At 61.0% G+C, this 19,765-nt stretch carries 25 protein-coding genes; 16 read left to right on the plus strand and 9 right to left on the minus strand.

Annotation, left to right across the window (positions count from 1 at the left end; genetic code table 11):
- Positions 1-72: 72 nt before the first annotated feature.
- Both Q8X51_RS23710 and Q8X51_RS23715 read right to left on the minus strand, forming a co-directional pair.
- Entirely contained in the window at positions 73-303 is a 231-nt protein-coding gene (locus tag Q8X51_RS23710) for a hypothetical protein (RefSeq protein ID WP_065927941.1), read from the minus strand.
- Between the two features lie 115 nt (positions 304-418).
- A complete protein-coding gene (locus Q8X51_RS23715) occupies positions 419-685 on the minus strand; it encodes a hypothetical protein (protein ID WP_074846368.1) in 267 nt (88 codons plus the stop codon).
- 414 nt (positions 686-1,099) lie between these two features.
- Between Q8X51_RS23715 and Q8X51_RS23720 the strand changes: the two genes are divergently transcribed.
- Positions 1,100-1,549, plus strand: a complete 450-nt coding sequence (locus Q8X51_RS23720; RefSeq protein WP_051429370.1) for a hypothetical protein — start codon at positions 1,100-1,102, stop codon at positions 1,547-1,549.
- A 133-nt stretch (positions 1,550-1,682) separates the two neighbouring features.
- Positions 1,683-2,699: an ABC transporter substrate-binding protein gene (locus Q8X51_RS23725; protein ID WP_407694566.1), complete on the plus strand. Its 1,017-nt coding sequence runs from the start codon at positions 1,683-1,685 to the stop codon at positions 2,697-2,699.
- 83 nt (positions 2,700-2,782) lie between these two features.
- Here Q8X51_RS23725 and Q8X51_RS23730 read toward each other — a convergent pair whose 3' ends face one another.
- Positions 2,783-4,909: a TonB-dependent receptor gene (locus Q8X51_RS23730; RefSeq protein WP_407694567.1), complete on the minus strand. Its 2,127-nt coding sequence runs from the start codon at positions 4,907-4,909 to the stop codon at positions 2,783-2,785.
- A 95-nt stretch (positions 4,910-5,004) separates the two neighbouring features.
- Positions 5,005-5,394, minus strand: a complete 390-nt coding sequence (locus Q8X51_RS23735) for a DUF2946 domain-containing protein (RefSeq protein ID WP_074846374.1) — start codon at positions 5,392-5,394, stop codon at positions 5,005-5,007.
- A 92-nt stretch (positions 5,395-5,486) separates the two neighbouring features.
- Between Q8X51_RS23735 and Q8X51_RS23740 the strand changes: the two genes are divergently transcribed.
- The 3 genes from Q8X51_RS23740 to Q8X51_RS23750 all read left to right on the plus strand — a co-directional run bounded on the left by Q8X51_RS23740 (position 5,487) and on the right by Q8X51_RS23750 (position 9,146).
- Entirely contained in the window at positions 5,487-5,924 is a 438-nt protein-coding gene (locus tag Q8X51_RS23740) for a DUF3995 domain-containing protein (protein WP_137212906.1), read from the plus strand.
- A 116-nt stretch (positions 5,925-6,040) separates the two neighbouring features.
- The gene (locus Q8X51_RS23745; protein ID WP_065947729.1) at positions 6,041-8,542 is read left to right on the plus strand and encodes a TonB-dependent siderophore receptor; all 2,502 of its coding nucleotides are present in this window, start codon (positions 6,041-6,043) and stop codon (positions 8,540-8,542) included.
- A gap of 274 nt (positions 8,543-8,816) precedes the next feature.
- Positions 8,817-9,146 carry a hypothetical protein gene (locus Q8X51_RS23750; protein ID WP_026136677.1) on the plus strand — a complete coding sequence of 110 codons (330 nt, stop codon included), beginning with the start codon at positions 8,817-8,819 and terminating at the stop codon, positions 9,144-9,146.
- Positions 9,147-9,159: 13 nt separating this feature from the next.
- On the opposite strand, the gene Q8X51_RS23755 is transcribed toward Q8X51_RS23750, so the two are convergent.
- On the minus strand, positions 9,160-10,059 hold the full coding sequence (locus tag Q8X51_RS23755) for a LysR family transcriptional regulator (protein WP_407694568.1): 900 nt from the start codon (positions 10,057-10,059) through the stop codon (positions 9,160-9,162).
- A 109-nt stretch (positions 10,060-10,168) separates the two neighbouring features.
- Between Q8X51_RS23755 and Q8X51_RS23760 the strand changes: the two genes are divergently transcribed.
- From Q8X51_RS23760 to Q8X51_RS23770, 3 genes are all read left to right on the plus strand, one after another.
- Positions 10,169-11,227 carry an AbrB family transcriptional regulator gene (locus Q8X51_RS23760; RefSeq protein ID WP_407694569.1) on the plus strand — a complete coding sequence of 353 codons (1,059 nt, stop codon included), beginning with the start codon at positions 10,169-10,171 and terminating at the stop codon, positions 11,225-11,227.
- Between the two features lie 79 nt (positions 11,228-11,306).
- Entirely contained in the window at positions 11,307-11,753 is a 447-nt protein-coding gene (locus Q8X51_RS23765) for a GNAT family N-acetyltransferase (protein WP_407694570.1), read from the plus strand.
- A 4-nt stretch (positions 11,754-11,757) separates the two neighbouring features.
- Positions 11,758-12,018 (plus strand): hypothetical protein, encoded by a 261-nt coding sequence (locus Q8X51_RS23770; protein WP_065927933.1) that lies wholly within the window; start codon positions 11,758-11,760, stop codon positions 12,016-12,018.
- Between the two features lie 265 nt (positions 12,019-12,283).
- Here Q8X51_RS23770 and Q8X51_RS23775 read toward each other — a convergent pair whose 3' ends face one another.
- Both Q8X51_RS23775 and Q8X51_RS23780 read right to left on the minus strand, forming a co-directional pair.
- On the minus strand, positions 12,284-13,228 hold the full coding sequence (locus Q8X51_RS23775; protein ID WP_407694571.1) for a sensor domain-containing diguanylate cyclase: 945 nt from the start codon (positions 13,226-13,228) through the stop codon (positions 12,284-12,286).
- Positions 13,229-13,344: 116 nt separating this feature from the next.
- Entirely contained in the window at positions 13,345-13,485 is a 141-nt protein-coding gene (locus tag Q8X51_RS23780) for a hypothetical protein (RefSeq protein WP_162844259.1), read from the minus strand.
- 223 nt (positions 13,486-13,708) lie between these two features.
- Between Q8X51_RS23780 and Q8X51_RS23785 the strand changes: the two genes are divergently transcribed.
- The 5 genes from Q8X51_RS23785 (at position 13,709) to Q8X51_RS23805 (ending at position 15,802) form a co-directional block, all read left to right on the plus strand.
- The gene (locus Q8X51_RS23785; protein WP_315871662.1) at positions 13,709-14,020 is read left to right on the plus strand and encodes a YXWGXW repeat-containing protein; all 312 of its coding nucleotides are present in this window, start codon (positions 13,709-13,711) and stop codon (positions 14,018-14,020) included.
- 31 nt (positions 14,021-14,051) lie between these two features.
- Positions 14,052-14,630 carry an RNA polymerase sigma factor gene (locus Q8X51_RS23790; RefSeq protein WP_065927930.1) on the plus strand — a complete coding sequence of 193 codons (579 nt, stop codon included), beginning with the start codon at positions 14,052-14,054 and terminating at the stop codon, positions 14,628-14,630.
- Entirely contained in the window at positions 14,627-15,052 is a 426-nt protein-coding gene (locus Q8X51_RS23795; protein WP_407694572.1) for a hypothetical protein, read from the plus strand. The genes Q8X51_RS23790 and Q8X51_RS23795 overlap by 4 nt, the downstream gene beginning before the upstream one ends.
- Positions 15,049-15,534 (plus strand): periplasmic heavy metal sensor, encoded by a 486-nt coding sequence (locus Q8X51_RS23800; RefSeq protein ID WP_065927928.1) that lies wholly within the window; start codon positions 15,049-15,051, stop codon positions 15,532-15,534. Before Q8X51_RS23795 ends, Q8X51_RS23800 begins: the two co-directional genes overlap by 4 nt.
- A 94-nt stretch (positions 15,535-15,628) precedes the next feature.
- On the plus strand, positions 15,629-15,802 hold the full coding sequence (locus Q8X51_RS23805) for a hypothetical protein (RefSeq protein WP_159440245.1): 174 nt from the start codon (positions 15,629-15,631) through the stop codon (positions 15,800-15,802).
- Positions 15,803-15,989: 187 nt separating this feature from the next.
- Here the strand turns inward: Q8X51_RS23805 and Q8X51_RS23810 are convergent, their stop codons facing one another.
- Positions 15,990-16,352, minus strand: coding sequence for an NUDIX hydrolase (locus Q8X51_RS23810; protein WP_065927927.1), 363 nt, complete (start codon positions 16,350-16,352; stop codon positions 15,990-15,992).
- A 127-nt stretch (positions 16,353-16,479) separates the two neighbouring features.
- Between Q8X51_RS23810 and Q8X51_RS23815 the strand changes: the two genes are divergently transcribed.
- From Q8X51_RS23815 to Q8X51_RS23825, 3 genes are all read left to right on the plus strand, one after another.
- Positions 16,480-17,460: a Gfo/Idh/MocA family protein gene (locus Q8X51_RS23815; RefSeq protein ID WP_407694573.1), complete on the plus strand. Its 981-nt coding sequence runs from the start codon at positions 16,480-16,482 to the stop codon at positions 17,458-17,460.
- A 19-nt stretch (positions 17,461-17,479) separates the two neighbouring features.
- Positions 17,480-18,109 (plus strand): ribonuclease T2 family protein, encoded by a 630-nt coding sequence (locus tag Q8X51_RS23820; RefSeq protein ID WP_065927925.1) that lies wholly within the window; start codon positions 17,480-17,482, stop codon positions 18,107-18,109.
- 186 nt (positions 18,110-18,295) lie between these two features.
- The gene (locus Q8X51_RS23825; protein WP_065947735.1) at positions 18,296-18,883 is read left to right on the plus strand and encodes a LysE family translocator; all 588 of its coding nucleotides are present in this window, start codon (positions 18,296-18,298) and stop codon (positions 18,881-18,883) included.
- Here the strand turns inward: Q8X51_RS23825 and Q8X51_RS23830 are convergent.
- Positions 18,825-19,712 carry a helix-turn-helix domain-containing protein gene (locus Q8X51_RS23830; RefSeq protein WP_407694574.1) on the minus strand — a complete coding sequence of 296 codons (888 nt, stop codon included), beginning with the start codon at positions 19,710-19,712 and terminating at the stop codon, positions 18,825-18,827. The two genes, Q8X51_RS23825 and Q8X51_RS23830, sit on opposite strands and share 59 nt — an antisense overlap.
- Positions 19,713-19,765: the final 53 nt, after the last annotated feature.

Genomic DNA, 19,765 nt, shown 5'->3' on the forward strand with positions numbered 1-19,765 from the left:
GTCAGTCTCCGTGCGGGTTTCGGGATCGTTATGCATGGGAGGCTTGTGGCGCGGTAGAGTTCGATCGGATTGTCAGGAGGTCAGTGCCCCTGAATCCACTGCAGCCTTGAGTGCCTGGGCGGATTCTTTTCCGGCGCTGGCGGCAGTGTCGAGGGTCTTGAACCAACGGTCTTTTTCGACCTGGTGCGTGGTGACGGTGGTCAACGGCGGCTTGGCGCGCATCACGATCACTGCTTGAAACTCACCGTCTACTTCCCTTGCGTCGCCATGGATGAAAAATTCGCCAATATCAAATTCCGTCACGTATCGCCTTCCCTTCGAGGTAACCAACAGCACTGATGAAACCTGGCCCGTGAGGGAGCAAATTCCAATGGACAGGCCAGTATGGCAGTTGTTGAAGGGCGGCGGCGCAGTAAAGTCATCCGGGTGACGAAACGATTCCGCCGTGCAGTGAGGCCTCCAGCCGCTTGGCCAGTTCACAGGCCTCGATGTGGTCGCTGCGAAAGCCTTTGATCCTGCCACTGGTGACTTCGCGGATATGGAAGAAGTTTCTTCCGGCGGGTACAACTTGGTAAAGAACGGAATCGGGGTACCCGTTGGGACTGCGTAAGCAGTAGTATTGCTGTTCGTCCTGACATGATGAACGAGTGCGGGAAGACATAGCGTCGTATTGACGTCGTTGCATGGTCAGCTCCTGTCGATCGATCTTGTTGACCCACCAGCGGCGTTACAGGTGGTTTTGACCCGTGTTGCTGTTTTAGTATTGTCGTCGGCAGTCGGCGTCTGGTTCCACGCCGAGGTGTTTTTGTTTGTATGAGCTGTCGGAAACTGCGTTTTTAATAGTGTTATTCTCTGAAGCGGGTCGACCGGTATTCTCTGGTTATTGAACCTGTGATCTCCTGCGATGCCTGATGTCCCTGCGCAAGGCCCATCGTGCATGCCTGTCCGGGGCTTTGGGCGCAGCAACGGGGTCTTCTTCAGTTTTCCATGAATGTGTTGTGTGATCGTGCCGAGATGGCCGTTTCTTTGTGCTGCCCGCTCCGGCGGACAGTGCTCTTTTCGATGTGGGGGCGTTTCCTTGGCAGTCAGTAATCTGGATATGCACGCGTTGTTCGTGCTGGGCGATTTGCGCGCAAAGTTGGTCAAGCAGTTTCAATCCCGTTTTGTTTACATCACTGAGCAGACGCCGGAAGGCATCTACATCGCCGAAATCGATACCGAAGCGGCAATGGTTGTGGATGACAAACCCCGTCTGGAGCTCAAGGTGGGCGACCATTTCCGTGCTGCGGTATTGCCCAGTCGCGAAGGTGGAAAGTTCGAACTCAAGTTCCGCGACATCAAGTTGACGGTGTATGGCTTGGGCGACTATGCCTTTGTGTCCTCGCCCGAGGGCCAGGGCATCGTCTTCAAGGAAGGCCACAGTGTGATGCTGGTGTTTGCGGCCCATGAACAACTGCAGGAAGGCCTGACCAAGACCCTCAAGGCCGTGACCGGCAAGGCCGCCAAATGGCGCAAGGGTGAGCTGGTGACGTTCAAGGCCAGTGAATAATCGGTAAATACTGCGAACATCTCCTATCTCCCGGAACCTCTACTACAGTTGAGTTGACTTAACTATTCAGAGGCTTCGCGCATAGACAGCAAAGCCGTTCGTTGTTTGCTGCGACATCGCGAGGTGCATGGGCATGAAAGGATTGAGAACGCTGTTGGCTGCATCGCTGACGACCCTGGGTCTATCGGTGGCTTCACTGCCAGTTTCGGCCGCGCCAGCGCCGGTGCACTTTGCCGACCTGAACTGGGAAAGCGGCAGCCTGATCACCGAAATACTGCGGGTCATCGTCGAGAAGGGCTACGACTTGCCCACCGACACCTTGCCCGGTACCACCATCACCCTGGAAACCGCCCTGGCTAAGAACGACATCCAGGTCATCGGTGAAGAGTGGGCCGGCCGCAGCCCGGTGTGGGTCAAGGCCGAGGCCGAAGGCAAGGTGGTGGGCCTGGGCGATACGGTCAAGGGGGCCACCGAGGGGTGGTGGGTGCCGGAGTATGTGGTCAAGGGCGACCCGGCCAAAGGTATCAAGCCCCTGGCGCCGGACCTCAAGAGCGTGAAGGACCTTGCGCGCTACAAGGACGTGTTCAAGGACCCGGAGTCTCCCGGCAAGGGGCGCTTCCTCAACAGCCCCATCGGCTGGACCTCGGAAGTGGTCAATAAACAGAAGCTCAAGGCCTATGGCCTGGATGACAGCTACGTGAACTTCCGCAGCGGTTCGGGAGCTGCACTGGATGCCGAAATTGCCTCGTCCATCCGTCGCGGCAAACCGGTGTTGTTCTACTACTGGTCACCGACGCCGTTGATGGGGCGCTACAAGCTGATCCAGCTGGAGGAGCCACCGTTCGATGCCGAGGCCTGGAAGACCCTGACGAATGCGGATAACCCCGATCCGAAGCCTACGCGGTCGCTGGCGTCCAAGCTGAGTATTGGCGTGTCCACGCCGTTCCAGAAGGAACATCCGCAGATTGCCGGGTTTTTCCAGAAGGTCGAGTTTCCGATCGAGCCGCTGAATAAAGCCCTGGCGACCATGAGCGAGAACCACACCGCGCCCCGGGAGGTGGCCCAGGCGTTCCTCAAGGAGCATCCTGAGGTGTGGAAGGCGTGGTTGACCGAGGATGTGGCGCAGAAGGTCGAAGCCAGCTTGAAGTAAACACGGCGCTTATTGCCGAGCAGAGATCAAAAATAATGTGGGAGGGGGCTACACCCCTCCCACATGTTGTTTGCACTGTCGCTTCAGAATTTGGTTTGCACCGCCAGCTCGAATGTCCGTGGCGCTCCCAGGTAATACGCTGGCGACACATGGGCAAACTCGGCATACACCTCATTGGTCAGGTTGCGCACCCGGCCGGTCACCGAGGTGTGTGAATCCACCTGGTAGCGCAGGAACGTCCCGAACAGCGTGTAGGCCGGCACTGTCTGGGTGTTGGCATTGTCCGCATACACCTCGGCGACATAGCGTGCATCCACACCGCCTTGCCAGTCCTCGGTAAAGTCATAGGTCAACCACAGGTTGCCGATGCGCCTGGGCACGTTGGTCGGTGTATTGCCCTTGCGCGAGACCACCGCGCCACTGGCGATTTTCTCGTTGAACTCATCGTATTCGGCATCCACCCAGGCGATGTTGCCTTCCGCCAGCAGCCTGGGCGTGATGCGCAATGAACTGGCCAGCTCGATGCCCTTCGATGACTGCGCGCCGACCGGGATGCTCGTGGTCGGGTCCTGCGGGTCGGTTACGGCAAAGTCCTTGCGTTCGATCTTATAGACAGCAACGGTGGCCGAGCCACGGCCGTCCAGGTAGTCGAACTTGCTGCCCACCTCCCATTGTTTGCCGGTCGACACATCGAACACCTGGGTGGTCGTACTCGGTTGCTCGGCGGCGGTGCTGTATTGCACGTAGACATTGGCCGATGGGATGAACTGGTAAGTCAGGCCGACGCGACCGGTCACCGGTTCCCAACGGCGCTTGAAGTGCCGTGGTTTGGTGGCCGTGACCTCGCGGTGGTTGGTCACATCCAGGTCGATGGCGTCGTAACGCAGGCCGCTCAGCAGCGAGAGTTTATCGGTAAGGCCCAGGCGGTTCTCCACGAACAACGCCTTGGTGGTGACCTCATTGGTCTTGTCCTTGCCAAAGTTCTCCCGGGTACGCGGGATGTCGTAGAAGTACCCGGGGGCGAAGCCGTTCGGGTCCACCGTGCTGTTACCCGGCACATTCAGCGGCGTGTTGGTTGTGCTGTTGACCTTGTACTCAAAACCACCGGACCAGGTGGTCGACAGGCCGAAGAGGCGGTCGTCATGGCGCAGCTCGAACTGGTTGCCGTGCTGTTCGCCCTGGTGACGCACCTGGTAGGCGGTCGAGCGGTTTACCGCACTGTTGTCGGCGTTGTATTGGTAGGTTTCGAGGTTGCGGTAATCACGCTGGCTATCGAGGTGGTAGAGCGTATTTTTCAGCGTCGTGCTGTCGTTGACCCGGTAGTCGATGATCGAGCGCGCCCAGATCGTGCGCTGCTCGTAACGGCCGTCGGCGACGTTGTAGTTATTGAAACGGTTGTGTTTGTCGATCTTCAGCTCGCCGGCCTTGGGGTTGAGCACCGGCGTGCCCCAGTAAGGGCTGTCTTCCTGTTCATCCTGGTATTCCAGGGCCAGGGTATGGGACAGGTCGGGAGTGAGGTCGCTGAGCAGGGAAAACGCCAGGCTCCAGGCCTCACGCTGGTCGCGGTCGATGTAGCTGTGGTTGGTGTTGCGGCTCACATCCAGGCGCGCGTAATGCTGCACCTCGGCGCCGGGCTCGGTCAGCGCGTGATTGACGCCGAATGCCATGCCGGTGGTGTCGTAGCTGCCATAGGTGAGCTGACCTTCGGCGGCCTGCTCCTCACGGGTGGCCAGCTTCGTCACATAGTTGAGCGAGCCGCCTACGGAGCCGGCGCCGTTGATCAGGGAGGAGGGGCCGCCCACCAGTTCCACGCGGTCATAGATCCAGGCATCCACGGGGCGGGCCAGGCCGGTGGCGACATTGATACCGTTGAACATCTGGGTGATCTGGCTGCTGGTAAACCCACGGTAAGAGACAAACCCGCCAAAACCCGGCGGCGCACTGGCGTTGACGCCGGGCAGGGTGTTGGCGGCATCGCGGAACGTCTTGGCACCATGGCGCTCGATGTCACTGCGGTTGGCAATGGCAACCGACGCTGGGGTTTCCCGCACGCTCAGTCCCAGACGCGACGCCACGCCGCTGGATTGATCCAGGGTGAGGCCGGGTTCGGCAGTTGATTCGCCATCAATGGTGGTCGGAGCCAGTTCGATGGCCCAGGCGCAGGCAGGCAGGCAGCCGAACAGGCCCGCCAACAGGGGTAGATGTTTCATGGTTGAATCCTGAAAAACTTGGCTTGAAAACAACGCACGACCGTCCGTCATTCCGTGTGGAACCGGTGGTCAGTGCAGATTGGAAAGCAAAGGGATCAGGCGAAGGCGGGGGGCGCGCGCGGGTTAGCCGTGGGCCAGGTGAAGCGGGCAGGGATATCAGCGGCCAGCACGACGGCCGGCGGCGGTGCATGGGGTTGTGGCACCACCGCCACATTCAGGTTGGAACTGAGCGCCGGGCCCATGCCGCCGGTGGAGCACAGCGGGCAACCAAACGCCTTGGACAGCGTCGGCAGGCTCTCATCGGTGGAGTTGGACGGCTTGGGCGCCTGGGTACGCGGGTCGACGGTACAGAACTGCCCGCCGATGCCATTGAGCTGCATCCCCACCATCTGCCCGTGACCGATACTGCAGGCGAATACATTGAACAGGACGCAGCAATAGAGCATCCAGGCAATGAGCGAGCGGTCGGCACGGGCGATTTTCATGGGGCGGCACTTTACCATCAGCCGCCGACGAAATGCCTGCAAAAAATCCCAGGGCGACTATCCTGTTTCGCACCTTTCAGGGAGAACCCGCCATGAGCTTTGTCATCGCACGATGGATCGTCGGCGTTTTTACCTGCATCAGCATGGTGCACTTGTACTGGGCTGCCGGCGGCAAACTCGGCAGCCTCGCCGCCATCCCCCAACTGCCCGGCGAATTCGCCAGCGGGCCTCGCCCTGCATTCAAGCCCTCGGCGCTGGGTACCTTTCTGGTGGCGATGGGCTTGGTCGGCATTGCGCTGCTGGTGTGCCTGCGGGCCGGGCTGTACTTTTCGGCGGTCTCCCATGCGGCGCTGCAATGGGGAATCAGCGCGATCGCCCTGCTGATGTTTGCCAGGGCGATTGGGGATTCGGAGTTGGTGGGTTTTTTCAAGAAGGTCGGCGGATCACGGTTTGCGCGGTGGGATACGTGGTTCTATTCGCCGTTGTGCCTGGTGTTGGGGGTGGGGTTGTTGGTGGTGGCGTGGGGTTAATGAGGGAAACACAACACACCGATCTACGCCGCCCAAATAAAAACTGCTCTCATTCTTGCCCGATTTGCCGACCTGGCCGTCATGGTTAATAGAACCTCTATTACCCAGGATTTCCCATGTCGCGCCTTGCTCGCCCCTTGCACCCACTGGCCTTGTCAGTGGCGTTGGCTTTCGCCGCCGTGCCGTTGCTGAACGTCCAATCCGCCTTCGCCGAAGAAAGCCGCAGCGCTGTACGCGGCTTCCAGATTCCGGCCGGTGACTTGAGCCAGGCGCTCAATAGCCTGGCCGAGCAGGCGGGCCTGGTATTGGCGTTTGATGCGAGCCTGACACGCGGCAAACGCAGCAATGGCTTGAGCGGGCAGTATGCCACCGACGAGGCGCTGACCCAGTTGCTCGCCGGCAGCGGCCTGCAGGCGCTGAAGCTCTCGGCCGACCGCTACCGCCTGGAAGCCATCCCGGATAACGGCGGCACCATGCAGCTGCAGGCCACCACCATCAGCGGCGCCTACCAGGCCGAAAGCCCTACCGGGCCGGTGTCCGGTTATGTGGCTACGCGCAGTTTGTCGGGCACCAAGACCGATACCGCGCTGATCGAGACCCCGCAGTCGATCTCCATCGTCACCAAAGACCAGATGCGCGCACAGAACGCCGAGAGCCTCAACCAGATCCTGCGCTACAGCGCCGCGGTCATCCCGGAAACCCGCGGCGCCACGGCGTCGCGTCTCGACCAATTGACCATCCGTGGGTTTGCCCCGGCCACTTACCTGGACGGCCTGCGCATGCCGTCGAGCCGTGATGCCTTGCCGCAAAAGGATGCCTTCGACCTGGAGCGCGTCGAAGTGCTGCGCGGCCCGGCGTCGGTGCTGTACGGGCAGGGCACGCCGAGCGGGGTGATCAATATGGTCAGCAAGCGCCCGCTGGATACGCCGTTCCATGAAGTGGGCGTCGAATACGGCACCTTTAACAAAAAGCGCACCACCTTCGATTTGAGCGGGCCGATTGACGATCAAGGCGTGTATTCCTACCGCGTCGCGGGGCTGTTCGACGATGCCGATGGCCAGGTCGATCACACCGAAACCCGTCGCCAATCGTTGTCCAGCGCGTTCACCTGGCGGCCGGACGAAGACACCTCGCTGACCTTGCTCGGGCATTTCCAGAAGGACCCCAAGGGCGCGTCCTACGGTTCGGTGCCGGCCTGGGGCTCGGTATTGCACAGCCCGACCGGGCGCAGCATCGACGTGGACTTCTACGACGGCGAAAAGAACTTCGAGAAAAGCGATCGCGAGTACTACTCCATCGGCTGGGCCTTCGAGCATCACGTCAACGATGTGTGGACGGTGCGCCAGAACGCGCGTTACCTGCGCAGCGAAGGACGCTATCGCAGCCTCTACAGCAACTACCTGCTGGCGGATTACCGCACCATCCGACGTTCCACCATTGCCAGTGACGTCGACATGGATGCCTACACCCTCGATAACCAGGTGCAGGCCAAATTCGACACGGGCCCACTGCAACACACCCTGCTGATGGGGCTCGACTACCAGAACACCAGCACCGACACCCTGTTGGGCTCAGGGACGTATACCGCCGGGCCGACCCTGGATATTTTCAACCCGGTGTATGGCGCGGCCGTGCCGGTACCGGCGTACACCACCGATGGTACGTCGCGCAGCGAACAGACCGGGGTCTACCTGCAAGAGCAGATGAAGTGGGACAAATGGGTGCTGTTGCTGGGCGGTCGTTATGACTGGGCCAGCACCGACAGCACCACCAAGACCCTGCGCACCGGGGCCAAGAGCCAGTCCTCCCTGGACAGCAAGGCCTTTACCGGGCGTATTGGCCTGGTCTATCTCTTCGATAACGGCCTGGCGCCGTATGCCAGCTATGCGGAGTCGTTCAACCCGCAGTCGGGCACCGGTTACGGCGGTTCGGTGTTCAAGCCGACCGAAGGCAAGCAGTATGAAATCGGCATCAAGTACCAGCCGCCGGGCAGCAACAGCTTTATCACCGCTGCGATCTTCGACCTGCGCCAGACCAACGTCCTCACCACTGACCCGGACCCCACCCACTTGTGCGGCAGCGGTCGCTGCCAGAGCCAGGACGGCGAAGTGCAATCCCGTGGTTTTGAGCTCGAAGGCAAGGCCAGCCTCAACGACAACCTGGACATCACGGCGGCCTATGCCTACCTGGATAACCGCATCAGCAAGTCCAACAACACCGTGCGCTATGCGCCCATCAGCGACATCGGCGTAGGCCCAGCCATTAATGCCGAAGGCACCACCACTTATGCGGTGCCGCGTCACACCGCGTCGGCGTGGGCGGACTACACCTTCCACGATGGCAACCTCAAGGGCTTCGGGGCCGGTGCCGGTGCGCGTTATGTCGGCTCATCTTGGGGCGACACGGCTAACACGCTGAAAGTACCGGGCTACACCTTGTTCGATGCGGCGGTGCACTACGACATCCAGAACATCGTCAACCTCAAGGACAACCTGCGGCTGGCGCTGAACGCTACCAACCTGGCGAACAAAGAGTACGTCGCGTCGTGCTACTCGTACTCATGGTGCTGGTATGGCTCGCAGCGTACGGTGCAGGCGAGTGCCACCTACCAGTGGTAAGTACCTGGGCCTGTGTAGTGAGCGAGCTTGCTCGCGCTGGGCTGCGAAGCAGCCCCAAAACCAGGCACCGCGTTCTACCTGATACCCATAGGTGTATTGGTGGGGGGCCGCTTCGCGCCCCAGCGCGAGCAAGCTCGCTCGCCACAACAAGCGGGCTCATCACAGGGCCATCAGTTGTCATTCGGTTTCACCGATAAGGCAATTTAGTGGCCCCTTTGTAACAAAATCCTCGCCAGAATCGCTTTTATTTTCAGGTGGTTAGGTGAGGAAGCAAATGCGCACTGTTGGAATCATGCTGATCGCCTGCTCCCTGGCCGGCGGCGCGGCTGCCGTGCAGGCACGGGAGCTGCGCGAGGGTGACAAGTACATGTGCAGTTGGGGCGCCGGCACGGCTGCCAGGGCCCAGGAACTCAAGCTGTCGGGGGTGTCGTTGTACGCCGCGCGGCAGAAGATCCAGACCATCAAGTTCAATAAGTCCTGGATGCGCATGATGGCCATGGGCATCACCGAACAGACGTATGACAGTCGTTCACGGCTCAAGCCCGAAGCGATTCGCCAGAGTTTCTATCAGGATTGCGTGCGCTACAAAGTGGCACGCAAATGAGTGGCCAGCCCGCTTAGCGTGTCAGCGGCGAGCTGGCATCCTCCTGGAAATACACCTTTGCCGTTTCAATAAACCGCCGATTGGCCTGGGACAAATACTCACTGGCGCGCCAGCACAGGTTGAAGTGCATGAATTGTGCAGGCTCGAAAGACACACCCGTGAGCCCGACCTCCTGCTCTTGAACTGACCGCAGCAGGGTGGAAACCCCCATGCCGCTGCGGGTGGCGGCAATCACCAGCGGAACGAAATTACTTTCCAGGGCAATATTGAAACGCACGCGGGCATCGCTGCAAAAGGCATCCAGCAGGTGGCGTTGCAGGAAGGTGTTGTCGAAGACCAGCATGGGCTCGTCCTGCAATTGCGCCGCCGTGATCGAAGGTGCCCCTGTCAACGGATGCCTTTCGTGCATGCACAACACCATCTCATCACTGCCGAGCAGCACCGACTCCCAGTCCGGGTCAACCCGTCGCGACTCCAGCAGCGCCACATCAATCTGCCGTGTGGCCAGGCGTTCGCTGATGTCATCGGCACTGCCTTCCACCACATGCATGGCAATGCCGGGATAACGCGCGCGAAATTGCATCAACAGTTCGGGAATATGGCGGATGCCGTACATAGGCGGCACACCGATGCGGATCTCGCCGCTGTGCAGTTGAGTCAGGTCCTGCAGCTCGCGGCGGGCACCAGCCAAACCTTCCAGGCAGGCTTCGGCGCGCGCCAGGAACAATTGGCCTTCGGCAGTCACGCTGATTTGCCGCGTAGCACGGTTGAACAGGGCGACACCCAGTTCCTCTTCCAACCGACTGACTGCCATGCTCAATGCCGGTTGCGCCACATGCAGCGCCTGCGCGGCCTTGGTGAAGCTGCCTTGGCGGGCGATTTCGACGCAGTATTCCAGGGCTTTCAGGTTCATACGGGATCGCATAACAAAAGTTGATGATTTGCTTAACAAATGGATATTTTCTGTGATGATGTCAAGTCTATAACCTGTCGGCATTCTTCTCCATGCCGGGTTCATCACAATGCGCAACCTTCGCCAGTATTGGCTCCTGACCCTCATCATCGGCGCCTTGGGCGGCAGCGTTGCCAGTTGGGCGGGGTGGCCGTTGCCCTGGGTGATTGGCTCGCTGGTCGCCGTGATGCTGAGCCGATGCGCCGGCGCGCGGGTGCCGGAAGTGCCCCACGGGCGCAGGATCGGGCAACTGATCGTGGCGGTGGCCATCGGCTGTCATTTCACCCTGCCGGTGATGCAGCAAGTGGCGACCCATCTTGGCCTGATCGTAACGGCAGTGATGCTGACGCTGGTGCTGGCCGTGTGTTCGGTACTGATCCTGCACCGCTGGGGCGTTTCATTCGGTACGGCGTTCTTCGCGTTGATGCCGGCCAATTCCACTGAGATGGTGCACCTGGGGCGCCAACGTCAGGCGGACACATCGTTTATCGCGGCGGCCCATAGCATTCGGTTACTGCTGATCCTGCTGGCGGTGCCCGCCGTCGCCACCTTTGGAATGCCGCACGTGGCTGTTCGTGTGCCGTTGCCGGTGATCTGGCCCTGGCTGGTGTTCATCCTGGCGATGAGCGGGCTGGCAGCCCTGGGCTTCCAGCGCTGCAAACTGCCCAACCCATGGACGTTCGGGCCGTTCCTGATCTGCGCGGTGGGAGTGGGCTGCAACAACCTGTCGATGAGCATGCCAGGCTGGCTCAGTGGCACCGGCCAGCTGTTGATCGGCTGCGCGCTCGGCGTTGCGGTTGACCGTGGTTTTTTCCTGCGGGCGCCGGGTTTTCTGTCGAAGGTGTTGCTGTTGTTGGCGGGTTCGGTAATTGCCACGGTCCTCGCCGCGTGGGGACTTGGCGCCTGGCTGGGCATGCCGTGGCTGTCGCTGGCCTTGGGCATGATGCCCGGCAGCGCGCCGGAAATGAGCCTGACCGCCGAGGCCCTGGGCCTGGCGGTGACGCTGGTGACCGCGATGCAGGTGATCCGGATGTTGCTGATCCAGGCGGCGTGCCTGCCGCTATTGAGGCTGCTGGACCGTACCCCGCAGGTGCGTACGCCGGCGAGTGCAGGCTCAGGGTTCTGGTAGGCCGTCGCTTACAAATCCACGACATTCACTGTGTTTCAATTTGCATACAATTGCGTCCTTCACTAAGGGGGGGGCCGGTATGCAAACGCTAATTCGCGCGGCGACGCAGGACGATGTCGATACGCTGTTCGAGATCCGCACGTCGGTGGTCCAAAACCATTTGAGTATTGAGCAGATGGCTGAACTGGGCATCACGCCGCAGCTGCTGGCCGATAGCATGCGTGAAGCGTCCTGCGTATGGATTGCCGAAGTGGATGGCCAGCCAGTCGCTTTCGCCATGGTCGACCTGGCTGAAGGTGAGGTATTTGCGATGTTCGTGTTGCCGAGTCACGAGAACCTCGGGTTGGGCCGTCAACTGATGGCGGTCGCCGAAGCGGCGCTGTTTGAACACCATGACAGGCTGTTCCTGATCACCGACGGCCGCGACGAAATCCGCGCCAACGGTTTCTACCGGCACTTGGGCTGGTCGGTGGTGGAGCGGGTGGAGGGTGACGACGTTCGCTACCAGAAGAGCAGGGCAGGGTAAGCCGATGAGCCCGGCAGCCCGCCCATCGTCCACCAGCTTGCGCTCCCTCGCGGTCGGCGTGCTGTGCGTTGCGGTAGTGCTGGGGGGCTATTTCGTGCAACTCAACGCCAAGGCGGATCGCCAGCGCGAAGAAGCGGCCGAGCGTTTGGCACTTTGTCGACAGGTTGAGCGGGTCGCCAGTGTGGCCACATCCGGTGGCCTCGAACTTCGCGATACCTGCAAGCAATTGAGCGAGGGCGGATCGAAGAGTGTCACGCCGCCGTAACTTATAACCCTTTTTTATAAGTGGGAATAACGGCGGTAGTTGCACCAAAAAGTGGCACTTATATACTTCGTTACCTTAAAAAACATGTGGTTATTGAAGGACTTACACCGCTTCTAATCCGACGAAAGGATATAAAATTTTCTTGTTACAGCTTTTTACACTCGTTACTATAGCCGGGCGTTCACCTCCCACGGTTTATGCATTTTTAAATCCCAAGTTTCCATCAGCTACTTGGGATTTTTTTTGCCTGCGATTTGACCCGGCATCAAACTTCCCCGTCTGCAAACTCTGCGCGCATTCGCCCGTTGCGTTTGGCCTGGTAGAGCAACTTGTCGACATCTTCGACAAAACCCAGCATCGGGCTGTCGGGTTTGACGATGCGCGTACCCACGCCGAGGCTCAGGGTCAACAGGTTGGATACCGCTGAAAAGCCATGTTCGATCTGTTGCTGGCAGATCAGGTGCAGGCAGCGCTGTGCCACCTGTTTGGCCGAGGCTGCATCGGTTTCCGGCAGCAACCACACAAACTCTTCACCGCCGATACGTGCAATGAAGTCCCGGGGCCGGTTGGCGGCCAGTGACAGGGTACGCGCGACCTCGCGCAGGCATTCGTCACCCTTGATATGGCCGTAGTGGTCGTTGTACTGCTTGAAGAAATCGATATCCAGGATGATCAACGACAGTGGCAACTGGCTGCGCAGGGCGCTGGCCCATTCGCGCTCCAGCACGGTATCGAACATGCGCCGGTTGGCGATGCCGGTGAGGCCGTCCTGATAGGAATATTCCTCGAGTTGCTTTTGCAGGCGCACCAGATGTTCTTCGGTCTTCTTGCGTTCACTGATGTCGAACATAAAACCAATCAGCGCCTCGACTTCGCCGTCCTTGCGCACCACATGCACCACGTCGCGAATCCACACGTAGTCGCCGTTCACCGTCAGCGCCCGGTAATCCGCCTCATGGTCCACCCCTGCACGGGATTGCGACACGCAGAAATTCACCACGTATTCGCGGTCGTCCGGGTGCATGCGCGAGACCCAGTCATCGACGCTGACCCAGCTTTGCGGGGTCCAGCCCAGCAGCGCTTCGATCTGCGGGCCGATATAGGTGAAGGTCATGGTCTGCCAGTCGATACGCCAGGGGATGGCCTTGGTCGACTCCAGCAGCGTGCGGTATACGTCGCTGTCGGGCTGGCTCGGAGGGGCAATGCTCATGGTGGACGGCTCGAATGATGGCTAAATGCCCAGAGCGTCGTGTGATCGACGGTGGGAGTCAAGCGCTTGCCGAGGCAGCAGACGAGAGGTCGTGTGACGGGCATGGCGGCGGCCAGCTAGCCGATGACAGCATGGCTGGGCGCGTCCACTGCGCCGTAGTAACGCCAGCAGCAATGACGGTGTTCCGGCACGATCACGCAGCCGCTGAGACTGACGATCAGCGCAGCGGCAACCAGCAGGGTAAGTCGACGGTACATGGTGTTTCCTCTTGGTTTGGCCGGGGTTAATCCTTCAACGCGGCGACCGGCGAAAATCCGTCGCAATCCTTTCAGACATTTCATCAAGCCCCGCCAACCCCTGAGCAATACTGGTCTCGCACCCTGCTGAAAAAATCTGCGCAGCCCGCGACGGATTTTTGTGCACGCGCCGTTCAACCCATCAGCAACCTGCACTTTCGCGGGTTGCATGGAGGAGTTGCCAATGAGACCCCAGGCCACATTGCGTTTTGCCTTGCTTGCTCCGCTGGCCCTCGCCGCGTTTGTCAGCACCCCGACGTTTGCCCAGACCGAGATCATTATCCAGCAGGCACCGCCGCCGCAACGTGTGGAAATGATCCCGGCCGAGCGCCCCGGCTATGCCTGGGACCGTGGCCACTGGCGTTGGGAAGGGCGCGGTTATGGCTGGGTACCGGGCCACTGGCAGCCAGTGATGCGTCATGCGCGCTGGGAGCCTGGTCATTGGGAAGCCCATGGCCCCAACTGGTACTGGCGCGAAGGGCATTGGATCCGCTGAACCCTGACCCTTGGCCCTGAGAACTGCCCGATTGAAAGACACTGATCCGGACGTTGAGTTGCTGGCGCGTATCGGCAATAACGAACCTGCCGCTGTCAACGAAATGGTGACGCGCAAGCTCCCGCGTTTGCTGGCGCTCGCCAGTCGGATCCTGGGGGACGCCGACGAGGCCAAGGACGTGGCCCAGGAAAGCTTCCTGCGCATCTGGCGCCAGGCCGCCCACTGGCGCAGTGGCGAGGCGCGTTTCGACACCTGGCTGCACCGGGTCGCGCTGAACCTGTGCCACGACCGCTTGCGGCGGCGCAAGGAGCGCCCGCTGAGCGATGAGGCGGCGGTGGAGGTGGCAGACAGCTCGCCATCGCCTGAAGAGCAACTGGAGACCCAGGACCGCAGTACACGCATGGCCGCCGCGTTGGCGGCCTTGCCCGAACGCCAGCGCGAAGCCATCGTGTTGCAGTACTACCAGGAGCTGTCGAACATCGACGCCGCGGCCCTGATGAATATCAGCGTCGAGGCACTGGAGAGCCTGCTGTCGCGGGCCCGACGCCAGTTGCGCAGCCAACTTGCCGATACACCCGGGCTTGCCCGCCCAGGAAGGGGAAAATCATGACACCCGAACGCTTTGTCTACCTGGCCGACGTCTATGGGGCGGACCTGCGTCGCTGGCCCGCGGCAGAACGGGCAACGGCCCAGGCGCTGCTCGACAACGGCAACGTCCATGCCCGTGTAGCCTTGCAGCAGGCGCGTTGGCTTGACAGCCAGTTGGACAGCCATCACCTGGCGTTCCCCGACCCGGCGTTGGTCCGGCAGATATGCCAATCCGCCCCACGCTCATTCTGGTCACGCTATGCCAACTGGTTATCGCCCGCCGGCCTTGTCGGTGCGGGCATTGCCGGCATCGTCACCGGGATGCTGGTGGCGTCCATGAGCGTGCCGCTGCCGATGTTGTCCTCCGACGTGCTGCCCAGTGTCTTTGATCAGGGCGACGCGGAAGTCGTCTTCAGCGTCAATGCCGAGGAAACCGAACAATGACCACCAGATCCCTGAAGCCGTGGTTGTTTGCCTCGATCCTGCTCAACGTATTTTTGATCGGTGGGGTGGGCGGCGGTCTCTACCATTGGATGGCCAACGCCCGGCCCGCCGAAGCGGTGGTCAACCAGCATGGCCTGCGCCAGGCGATGGTCAAGTTGCCGCCGGAGCGGCGCAGGGAACTGCGCCAACTGCTGCGCCGCAATCGCGACGACAGCCAGCCGCTGATCATGGCCGGGCGTGAGGCGCGGCTGGGGGTGATCAAGCAATTGGAAGCGCCGAGCCTGGATCGTGAGGCGTTGGTAGCGGAACTGGCCAAGGCACGGGAGGCCGATATGGCGCTGCGGGCGTTGGTGGACGGTACCCTGGCGCAGTTCGCCAATACCTTGCCCCAGGATGAACGGCAGCAGCTGGTGGAGGCCTTGTACAGGCGCGGGCAGGCAAAGGCCCAAGCAAAGTTGGCAGGCAAAGAACCTCGGTCGTGAGCAGGCTGATGGAACTGGAAATCTCAAAGTGCCACGAAGGTAGAGCTCAGAGAAACCTGACATTCCGTTGGGTAGAGCAACAAGGTAAAGAACGATGATCGAAAGCTCTAACGTACGTCCCGCGCAGGCTGCTGCTCAACCTAACTCTTTGGATGCAATCACCGATTTCGGCGGCGCACAGCCGGAGGACATGGCAGAGCAAACGCGGGTGAAACGCCCGGGAGAAGAATCGGCAGCAGGAAATGGCCCGTCCCAGATCAGTTTTTGAGTCTTGCCCCCAGCGGTGAGGGGAAGCGCCCTCGCCACTGATACCTCCGCCTGCCGCCCTTCACCAGGCCATGTGGGTGCCTTTGACACACACAGCGGCTGCCGCGGTCGACAGATCCTTTGTCGAACGGCAGAGAGCAAATGGCCTGGTCTAACGAAGGGGGCTGGATAACAGGTTGGGCGCTGTATTACAGACGCCGGAGAAAGGCTTTGACGATGTGCCGCGTGGCGTCGGTTGTGTCCAGTTGGTCCACGGCGCCATAGGCGTGCCACTGGCAGTCGACGATCTCGTTCAGCGGCCGCGCATCCGCGATATTCACCACCGAGGCTTCAAATACATGGTGCACGGTGTCGTGGGCCTTCAGCTCCTGCAAGTACAGCAGCCCGTCCACGTTCAATCCGGTTTCTTCTTCCAGCTCCCGTTCGGCCGCACCGACCGGGCGCTCGTCCCGTTCCACCTTGCCGCCCGGCAAGGCCCATTTTGACCTGGCCTTGCGCACAAAGAGGATATGCCCCTCGTGTTCGCAAATGACCGTTGCGCGTATTTTCATCGTCTGTGCCCCCGCAGCGGGATGAATGTCATAAAAGTGTAATGCAATTGTCATGCTAAGTGGTTATGGCGTGTCGGCGTGGGGATGTGGATACTGCCTGATTGATGAAAACGGACGAGGAAAACAGATGAGCAGCGTACGTTGGGGCATGATCGGGTGTGGCAGTGTCACTGAATTGAAGAGTGGACCCGCTTTCTACAAAGCGCCAGGTTCGGCGCTGGTGGCCGTGATGGGGCGGCGCGAGGAGGCCGTGCGCGATTATGCATCGCGACATGGGATTGCCCGTTACTACACCGACGCCCAGGCACTGATCAACGACCCCGAAGTGGACGCCGTGTACGTCGCCACGCCGCCCGACAGCCACCTGGAATACAGCCTGATGGTGGCGGCGGCCGGCAAGCATTGCTGTGTCGAGAAGCCTATGGCGCTGAACGCCGAACAGAGCGCGCTGATGCAGCGCACCTTCGAGCGCGCCGGGCTGCACCTGTTTGTTTCCTACTACCGGCGCTCGCTGCCACGCTTCCAGCAAGTGCGCGCGTGGCTGCAGGACGGGCGCATCGGCACGTTACGCCAGCTGACCTGGACCCTGTGCAAGCCGCCGGCCGCCGAGGACGCCAGCGCCGCCAACTGGCGCACCGACCCGGCCATTGCCGGTGGCGGCTACTTTGCCGACCTGGCCAGCCACGGTTTCGACCTGTTCCAGTACCTGGCCGGGGATATTGTCGAAGTGGCGGGCTTTACTGCACGACAGGCCGGAAGCTATGCCGCCGAGGACGCCGTGACGGCCTGCTGGACCTTCAGCTCGGGCGCGCTGGGCATGGGCTGCTGGAACTTCGTCGCCGACCGCCGTGAGGACCGGGTCGAATTGATCGGTAGCCGTGGGCGCATCCAGTTCTCGGTCTTCGAAGACCAGCCGCTGCACCTGGAGGGCGAGACCAGCGAGGTGCTGGAAGTGCCATGCCACACGCATATCCAATGGCACCACGTATTGGCCATGAACGCGCATATTCGCGGCGAAGCCGAGCATCCGTCGCTGGCCATCGAGGCGTTGAAGACCGATCGGATCCTGGACAAGGTCCTGCAACGTAATCCCAATCTGCCGGGATGATTTTCCAAGGAATAGCTGAATGAAATACTGGATGGTCCTGTGGCTGGCACTTGCCACAACGGCGATGGCGGCCCCGCGTAGCCAAGGGACGCCTGGGGAATTTGATTTTTATGTGTTGTCGCTGTCATGGTCGCCGACCTTCTGCCTGACGCATCCGGACAACGAGCAGTGTTCGGGCAAGGGCTACGGTTTTGTGCTGCACGGCTTGTGGCCGCAATACGCGCGGGGAGGGTGGCCGGCGACCTGTGCGACGCAATCGCGCTTGAGCCGCGAAGAGATGGACAAAGGCGCGGCGCTGTTCCCGACGCGCTCGCTGCTCACCCACGAATGGGCCAAGCACGGCACCTGCAGCGGGCTGGAACCCTTGGCATACCTGGAGAAAACCGATGCGGCGCTGGGCGTGGTTGCCATCCCTGCGCAACTGCAACCGTTCAACACACCGCCGTCGTTGCCTGCCCGCGAGATCGAGGCGCTGTTTCGCGAAAGTAACCCGCGCATGGGCACCCATGGGCTGGCGGTGATCTGCAAGGGCAAGGTGCTGTCGGAGGTGCGTGTGTGCCTGACCAAGGACCTGGCGTTCGCCGGTTGCCCACGCAGTGTGAAAACCCAATGCCGTGATGGCGAAATCCGCATTCCCACGCAGCGTTGAACGCCGGCATCCACACACCTTTGCCCAAGCCACTGCACTAGGTCGAGATCCTGGCTGAGGATGGGCGGGTGTGTGGCGTCGAAGACTGTGTGATCCACGCCCCAGGGTGATTTTGTTCAATACCGATTTGCCCCGGCCTTATACCGTGGAACCCTGTTTACGCCTCATCATAAAAAGGGAACCGCAATGAGCTTGATCATTTCCATGGCCGCCTTCGCCCTGGCCACGTCCATCACGCCGGGACCGGTCAACGTGGTCGCCCTGAGTTCAGGCGCGCGCTTCGGTTTTGTCGCCAGCCAGAAGCATGTGTTCGGCGCTGCCGTTGGCTTTACCTTGCTGTTGGTGCTGATCGGCCTGGGTTTGCACGAGGTGCTGGTGCGCTGGCCCATCCTGACCCAGTTGATCCAGTGGGGTGGGGTGGCGTTCCTGCTGTACATGGCCTGGAAACTGGCGGTGGACGACGGCCAGCTCAACGCGGAGGGCAGCGCGACAGCGCCATCCATGCTCTACGGCGCGATCATGCAATGGCTCAACCCCAAGGCCTGGCTGGCCTGTGTGGCGGGCATGGGCCTGTTTGTGGCCGACGGGGATGGGCGGCAAGTCTGGCTGTTTGCCAGTCTCTACCTGGTGATCTGCTACCTGTCGGTGGCGTGCTGGGCCTATGCCGGGACCTTTCTACGCCGTTACCTGGACAATCCCCACGGCGTGCGCCTGTTCAACCGCTCGATGGCCGCGTTGCTGGTGGCCAGTGTGGGTTATTTGCTGATGGCTTGAGCACCTCGCGGTATTGCCCGGGGGTGGCGGCGAAATGCTGCTTGAAGGTGCGCTGGAAGTGCGCCTGGTCTGCAAAACCGGCGGCGAGCGCTACGTCGGCGATCAACTCGCCCTTGCGCAGCTGGGTGCGGGCAAACTGGATGCGCTGGTTGACCAGGAACGCGTGGGGCGTCAGCCCGTAGTACTGCTTGAAGGCGCGGATCAGGTACGACGGCGACAGTTCGGCCGCCAGGCAGATGTCTTCGAGTTTCAACGCCTCGGTGCAGTGCGCACGGATGTACTCGGCGGCCCGCTCCAGCTTGTGGTTGACCTCGCGCATCGGTGTGGGTGAAGGGTTCAGGCGCTGCTGGACTTCGCTGAAGTAACTCACCAGTGCGCTCTGCTTTTGCAGCAATTCGGCCTGCTCGTTCACCAGCATCCGGTACAACGCCAGCAAGCCGCCGTACAACAGCGGGTCACGGGTATGCGGCGTATTGAACGGGCGATAACCCTGGTCGGTGCTGAAGCCCAATTGGTACTGCAGCCCGGTCAGCCAGGGCATGTCGAGGTACAGCATATGATAGGACCAGGGCTGGTCGTGGATAGGGTTGCAGGCATGCACATCGCCGGGGTTCATCAACACCACGGTGCCGGCGCTGATCTGGAATGTATCGGCGCCGTAATGGTAATAGCTGCGCCCGGTGGTGATCGCGCCGATGGAGAAATGCTCATGGGCGTGCCGGGTGTAAGTGACCTTGCGCCCGTCGGCGATGGTGCGCGCTTCGATGAACGGCAGGCGCTCGTCGCGCCAGAAGCGCGGTGCGGCGGGGAAAGGGGCGGGCGGTGTCATGGGCGCGACTCCAGGGCAGTCAAGATCAGAAACGGATCGTTGCACAGACCCTG

Source organism: Pseudomonas sp. Yb2C2, assembly GCF_052112325.1.
GTDB lineage: Bacteria > Pseudomonadota > Gammaproteobacteria > Pseudomonadales > Pseudomonadaceae > Aquipseudomonas > Aquipseudomonas marginalis.